Source organism: Ilumatobacter sp., assembly GCF_041688325.1.
Classification (GTDB): domain Bacteria; phylum Actinomycetota; class Acidimicrobiia; order Acidimicrobiales; family Ilumatobacteraceae; genus Ilumatobacter_A.
Genome location: NZ_JBDNIJ010000070.1, coordinates 1 through 6,461 on the forward strand (window position 1 = coordinate 1; position 6,461 = coordinate 6,461).

6 protein-coding genes are annotated in these 6,461 nt (G+C 62.0%); 2 read left to right on the forward strand and 4 right to left on the reverse strand.

Features of this window, described 5'->3' with window-relative positions:
- The 4 genes from ACH2EI_RS05070 to ACH2EI_RS05085 all read right to left on the reverse strand — a co-directional run.
- Nucleotides 1-812 (reverse strand): 3-hydroxybutyryl-CoA dehydrogenase (locus ACH2EI_RS05070; RefSeq protein ID WP_395156297.1); only part of this gene is annotated, 812 nt, incomplete at its 3' end.
- A 205-nt stretch (nt 813-1,017) separates the two neighbouring features.
- Nucleotides 1,018-2,436, reverse strand: coding sequence for an aldehyde dehydrogenase family protein (locus ACH2EI_RS05075; RefSeq protein ID WP_395156299.1), 1,419 nt, complete (start codon nt 2,434-2,436; stop codon nt 1,018-1,020).
- A gap of 78 nt (nt 2,437-2,514) precedes the next feature.
- Nucleotides 2,515-4,050, reverse strand: a complete 1,536-nt coding sequence (pgi, locus tag ACH2EI_RS05080) for a glucose-6-phosphate isomerase (protein WP_395156301.1) — start codon at nt 4,048-4,050, stop codon at nt 2,515-2,517.
- 42 nt (nt 4,051-4,092) lie between these two features.
- Nucleotides 4,093-4,782 carry a 6-phosphogluconolactonase gene (locus ACH2EI_RS05085; protein WP_395156303.1) on the reverse strand — a complete coding sequence of 230 codons (690 nt, stop codon included), beginning with the start codon at nt 4,780-4,782 and terminating at the stop codon, nt 4,093-4,095.
- A 149-nt stretch (nt 4,783-4,931) separates the two neighbouring features.
- Here ACH2EI_RS05085 and rarD point away from each other — a divergent pair, with 149 nt between their 5' ends.
- Both rarD and ACH2EI_RS05095 read left to right on the forward strand, forming a co-directional pair.
- Complete coding sequence (gene rarD, locus ACH2EI_RS05090; protein WP_395156305.1) at nt 4,932-5,882, forward strand: EamA family transporter RarD; 951 nt, start codon at nt 4,932-4,934, stop codon at nt 5,880-5,882.
- A 27-nt stretch (nt 5,883-5,909) separates the two neighbouring features.
- Nucleotides 5,910-6,212: a hypothetical protein gene (locus ACH2EI_RS05095; RefSeq protein WP_395156307.1), complete on the forward strand. Its 303-nt coding sequence runs from the start codon at nt 5,910-5,912 to the stop codon at nt 6,210-6,212.
- Nucleotides 6,213-6,461: the final 249 nt, after the last annotated feature.

Here is a 6,461-nt window from a genome sequence, read left to right on the forward strand (position 1 = left end):
CGCGACAACATCGGCGGCGCTGCGTACAGCGGCTCTTTGAACTCGTCGTACATGCTGACTGCGACGGCCAGTGTCGTGTCGAGGCCAATCAGGTCGGCGAGGCTGAGCGGGCCCATCGGATGGTTGCAACCTTCGACCATGCCATGGTCAATATCAATGGCGGTCGCGAAACCTGACTCCATCATGCGGATGGCCGACAAGATGTACGGGATCAACAGTGCGTTGACAACAAAACCCGCACGGTCTTTGCTCCGAATGACGATCTTTCCGAGCGTGTTCTCGGCGAAGTGGTTCGCCGCATCGACCGTCGCTGCATCGGTCATCAGGCTCGTCACCAGCTCAACCAGTTTCAGCACCGGCACCGGGTTGAAGAAGTGAATGCCGATAACGCTCTCAGGCCGCTGCGTGGCGATACCAAGCTTCATGATTGGGATCGAACTGGTGTTACTCGCGAGGATCGCGTCGTCGGCTTCGACCACTTGGTCGAGCGTCTTGAACACCCTGGTCTTCAACGCTTCGTCTTCGATCACTGCCTCGATAACCAAACGCCGGTCAGCCATGTCGGCGAGGTCGGTCGTGAAGGTGAGTCGACCGAGTGCGGCGTCGCGCTCGGCTTCGGTCATGCGGTCGCGGGCAACGGCCTTGTCGAACGAGCTGAGGAGGCGGTTGCGTCCGCGCTCGGCACCAGCAGCGTCGATCTCATGCACGACAGTGTCGAGGCCAGCGCGTGCACAAACCTCGGCGATACCCGCGCCCATCTGGCCGCAGCCCACGACGCCCACACGTTGAATATTCGGTCGAGTCTCAATCATTGCTCTCACCGTAGCGACGGCATGAACCAGGCCACGGCCTGAACCCAATATCAGCGAGTTCCACCACCAGCGGCGATCACGGTTCGCACACCCTCATTCTGCTGAGTCGGGATCAGATCCTCCGAGGTCAAGGCGCGAGACAACGACGGTGCCTCTCGGCACCGAGGCGTTCTCGTAACGCTGAGATCGGAGGATCTGGACCGACTCAGAGTTGGAGGGATTTGGTTTGGAGGAATTCTTCGATGCCGTACGGGCCGTTTTCGCGGCCGTAACCGGACTGCTTGTACCCGCCGAACGGTGCAGAGATGTTGAAGCTGCCACCGTTGACATCGACGGCACCGGTGCGCATCCGACGGGCAACTGACATGGCACGATCCTGGTCCGCTGACCAGACGCCACCGCTGAGGCCATAGAGGCTGTCGTTGGCAATACGCACAGCATCGTCGTCATCGTCGTAGCCAATGATCGACAGCACCGGGCCGAAGATCTCCTCTTGCGCAATGGTCATGTCGTTCGTGACGTTGGCAAACACGGTCGGCTTGACGAAGTAGCCGGTCTCGTAGCCCTCGGGCTTGCCGAGGCCACCGGCAGCAACCACTGCGCCTTCGTCGATGCCCTTCTGGATGTACTCCTGCACGCGATCCCACTGGGCCTGGCTGATCAGGGGACCGAGGTGCATGCCCTCTTCAGTCGGGTCACCGACCTGGGTGGCGGCGACGGCGGCGGCGGCGATTTCGACGGCCTCGTCGTACCGGCTCTTCGGAACGAGCATGCGTGTGTGGGCGGTGCAGGTCTGGCCCGAGTTGAGGAAACAGGCAAACACGCCCTTCGGGATCACCTTGGCAAAGTCGGCGTCGTCGAGAACGATGTTGGCCGACTTGCCGCCCAGCTCCAATGCGACGCGCTTGATCGAGGCGGCTGCCGAAGCAGCGACCTGCTTGCCGGCGCGCGATGAGCCAGTGAAGCTGACCATGTCGATGCCCGGGTGTTCCGAAATGGCAGCACCGACTGTCGTGCCGTTGCCGCTGACGAGGTTGAACACGCCTGCTGGAAGGCCGACTTCGTCGATGATTTCAGCAAGGATGAACGCGTTGAGCGGTGCAATTTCAGATGGCTTGAGCACAATTGTGCAACCGGCGGCGAGTGCGCCACCGACCTTGCAGATGATTTGGTGGAGCGGGTAGTTCCACGGCGTGATGGCGCCGACCACGCCGACCGGCTCTTTGACGACGAGGCTGTTGCCGATCTTCTCTTCGAACTCGAAGCTGTCGAGCAGCGTGGCGAAAGTCGCCATGTTGCCCGCGGGCAGTCCGGCCTGGATCATGGTCGACCAGGTGATTGGCATGCCGACTTCGCCGGCGATGGTCTCGGCGATCTCGGGCGAGCGAGCCTGCAGCGCCTCGTTCAGACGGACGAGGTACTTCTGTCGCTCTTCGACCGGAGTCTGTGACCACGTATCGAACGCGGTCCGGGCAGCGGCGACCGCCCGATCAACGTCGCTGGCAACACCATCAGGGACCGAGCCCATGACCTGCTCAGTCGCGGCGTTGATGACCTCGATACTGCCGGTCCCGTCGCTGGGGACCCAAGCACCGTCGATGTAGATGTTCTCAAAATTGCGCATTGCGACAGCTTTCCCGATTCGCGGGTCGGCAAACGAAACGAGCTCCAAATTACGCATGGGGTCTGACCCCATGCGTAACTATCGGTTGGCGCGATACCAGTTGATGAGGGCGTTGGTACTGCTGTCGTGGGCGTCGGGGGTCGGGTCGCCGGTCAGCTCGGGTGTGACCTGGTTGGCGAGTTCCTTGCCGAGTTCGACGCCCCACTGGTCATAGCTGTTCACGCCCCAGATGGTGCCCTGCACATGCACGATGTGTTCGTACAGGGCAATGAGCTGACCGAGGACCGACGGCGTGAGTTGCTCGGTAAGGATCACCGTATTCGGGCGATCACCTTCGAAGTTCCGCCATGGCTCGGCCTCGTTGCTCCGGCCGAATGCAAGCGCCTCGGACTGCGCGATCAGGTTCGCCATCAACAGGTCGTGGTGCTCTTGATGACCGTGATGCGACTTGGCGAACCCGATGAAGTCGACGGGGACCACGCGGGTGCCCTGATGGAGTAATTGGTAGAACGCGTGCTGCCCGTTGGTACCCGGCTCGCCCCACACGATCGGTCCGGTGTTGTGGTCGACAGGTTCGCCATCGAGCGTGACCGACTTACCGTTTGACTCCATGTCGAGCTGTTGGAGGTAGGCCGGGAAGCGCGCCAACTCGTTGGCGTATGGCAGCACAGCCTTGGTGTCGAAGCCGTGGCCGTTGGCGTACCAGACTCCGAGCAGCGCCATCAGCACCGGGCCGTTCTCTGCAAGCGGCGCCGTGCGAAAGTGCTCGTCGATCGTGTGGAATCCACCAAGGAATTCGCGGAACCGATCCGGTCCGATCGACAGCATCAACGACAACCCAATAGCCGAGGTGACCGAGTAGCGACCGCCGACCCAATCCCAGAACCCGAACATGTTGTTCTCGGAATCGATCCCAAAGTCGGCAACGCGTGCAGCGTTGGTGGATACCGCCACAAAGTGGTCGGTGACAGCGTCTTCGCCGAGTGCATCAACCAACCAACTGCGGGCGGTCCGGGCATTGGTCAGCGTTTCGATCGTCCCGAAGGTTTTTGACGCAACGATGAACAGCGTAGATGCCGGGTCGGCGTCAGCAAGGACACCGGCGATGTCGGCGCCATCAATGTTCGAGACGAACGAGCAACGCAATCGTGGGTGACGACAGGCGCCAAGCGCCTGCTCTGCCATGGCCGGCCCCAGATCCGACCCACCGATGCCGATGTTGACAATATGGGTGATCCGTTCGTCCGCTCGAATGCGCTCAGCAAAAGCCGACATCGAGTCGAGTACGGCGTGCACGTCAGGGACTACGTTCTGACCATCGATCATGAAGGTCGACCCGACTGGCATGCGCAAGGCCGCATGGCCCACGGCACGGTCTTCGGCCACGTTGATGTGCTCGCCCGCAAACATGGCGTCGCGTCGCGCTTCGACATCGCTGTGCTGAGCCAACTCGAGCAGGGATGCAAGGACGTCGTCGTTCAGGCGGTGCTTCGAGTAGTCGATGCGAAGATCGCCGGCTGCGACCACGTAGCGAGTTGCCCGACCTGGATCAGCTCCGAAGAGTTCCCGGAGATGTGCGGGGCGGGCGAGATCGGCGAGCGCATCAAGATCCATGCCGACAATGTAGAGGCCAGCCCGCCGCCGCGCCCGTGCGCCTCAGCCGGGCAGTTTGGCAGCAGCTGCAGGGTCGATAAACAGCGTGGTCGAGGAACGGCAAACGTGGCTGACCGGGATCGACCGATCGCGTTCCAGCCAGCGGCGCACCATGTCGGCCTTCGACTTACCGGTCGTGAGGATCAATCGACCACGGGCTTGGTTCACCGGCCCAGGGGTCAGCGTCATCCGCCCACGACCGTGAAAATCGCCGACCATCGCAACATCGTTCGGGCTGCTGACGACCGTCGCATCAGGATGCGGCACCGGTGGCCACGAAGCTGTGTGGCCATCGTCGCCAAGCCCGAGGTGCACAGCGTCGAACCGATCAGGCAGCGTCTCGGCGTAACGCATCGCCGCGATGCCGAGGTCGTCACCGGCGACCGGCATCAGCTTCATCTCGGTCGGCATGAACCACAGTTGGATAGCGTTGCGGTCCTCGTGGCCGTCAGGGGCGACGCGTTCGTCGACCTGCCAGACGGTGAGGCGGTCCCAATCGAGATCCTCATGCACGAGCGCTGCCAGCATCGATGGCGCAGTCGAGCCACCGCTCACCGCAAGCGAGGCACTCCCCCGACGTCTGATGGCTCCACGAAGGCGGACGGCGAGCGACCGCGCCACGTCTCCGGCCGGGTCGTCGGAGACACGAACGGAGACCGACCCGAACTTCACAACGTTGACGCGCTTGGCCACAGCAGCAACCTAGTTCGCCCGACCGGCCGGACCGTCCCCGACGTTTTCATGAGCTTGTTGCAGTCAATGACTGCGTGAAGCTCATGAAAAGATCTGGTCGACAAGAGACGCCCGCGTCGACAGGCCGTCCGAGGCGTACCGTACGGTCGGTGACTGACCAAACAGAACGGAACGGGGTTCGGGTCGGCGTGGCCGCCTTCGTGCTGTGGGGCCTGCTCACCATTTACTGGAAGCAGCTTTCGGGGCTCGATGCCGTCGAACTGATTGCTTGGCGCATGTTCACCGCAGCCATTGTGATGGCCGCCGTGACAACCGTACGCGGCACATGGCCGGCGATCATCGCCGCTTTTCGATCACGGGCGACTGTCGTCAGGCTGATCCTCGCTGCGCTCCTCCTCACCGCCAACTGGGGCAGCTACGTCTGGGCTGTCATCAACGACCGTGTGATCGAAACTGCGCTCGGCTACTTCATTGCACCGCTGGGCACGATGGCCATCGGCGTGCTCGTCTTAGGTGAGCTTGCGACTCGTGCGCAGAAGATCGCCTTCGGCTGTGTCGCCGTTGCTGTCGTGATCTTGACGGTGGGAGCAGGCCACCCGCCATGGATTTCCTTGGTTCTGGCAGCAACCTGGAGTTTCTACGCGCTGAGCAAGCGCAATATGCCGCTCGGTGCCATCGACAGTTTGACCGGCGAGACCTTTGTGCTCGTGCTCCCTGCCGCTGTGGCGCTCGTTGTCCTCTCCGGCCGCAGCAGCAGCGCCGTGAACACCGCTTCAACTACCGACTGGGTCCTACTCCTCGGGACCGGGCTCATCACGGCGATTCCGCTGATGTTGTTCGCATCGGCAGCCAAGTCGATTCCGTTCACCTTGCTCGGACCACTCAACCTGATCGTCCCGATGATCAACTTCGGTCTCGGCTGGGCGATGTACAACGAGCCGCTGCCGCTCAACCGATTGATTGGATTTGCCTTCATCTGGCTCGCGCTCGTCGTCGTCATGACCGACAGGATTCGCTCATACCAGCGCCCTGCACGGCCTCGACCTCCGGTCAGCGATGAGCGCGCAACCGACTCAACCGGTGCGGGGCTCATCACCTGACTGAACTGCGGCAGTATCGTCGCGGCGATGCAGTTGTCTTTCCGCCGTGTCTCCACCCTGCTGGGCTTCGTTGTCGCCAGCGTCATGTTGGCAGGATGTTTCACTTCGACGGCCGACTTCAAGTCGGATGCCGAGGCTTTCATTGCCGACAAGGTCGCTGCCGAACTGGACGTGATCTTCGAGTCGGTCAACTGCAATGCGCCTCTCGATCAGGAGATCGGCACCACGTTCGCTTGCACGGCGCTCACCCTCGACGGTGGCGTGTATGAGTTCAACACTGTGATCGACGAACCCGGCGAGTTCACGGTCAACATCTCACGCCGCCCCTAACCCGCACGGGTGCGGTCGCCGACAGACCTGCAATCTCACCGCGAAGTGTCGCTCGTCTGCCAAGATGCTCTCCAGCACACCGAACTGCAACCACTGACAGGACTCACTCTTATGAACAAGACATTCACCGCATTTCTCGCCGTCGGCGCACTCGGACTCGCAGCCTGCGGCGGCGTCGACCGCGACGGCACCCGCGATCAGTTCATCTCCGACATGGAAGAACTGGGCAACACGGCCGATGGCGACTGC

Excerpts from the sequence above, each read along its gene's own strand:
- ACH2EI_RS05095 (WP_395156307.1), top strand. The coding sequence starts at position 5,910 with ATGCAGTTGTCTTTCCGCCGTGTCTCCACCCTGCTGGGCTTCGTTGTC.
- pgi (WP_395156301.1), bottom strand. The coding sequence starts at position 4,050 with ATGGATCTTGATGCGCTCGCCGATCTCGCCCGCCCCGCACATCTCCGG.
- ACH2EI_RS05075 (WP_395156299.1), bottom strand. The coding sequence starts at position 2,436 with ATGCGCAATTTTGAGAACATCTACATCGACGGTGCTTGGGTCCCCAGC.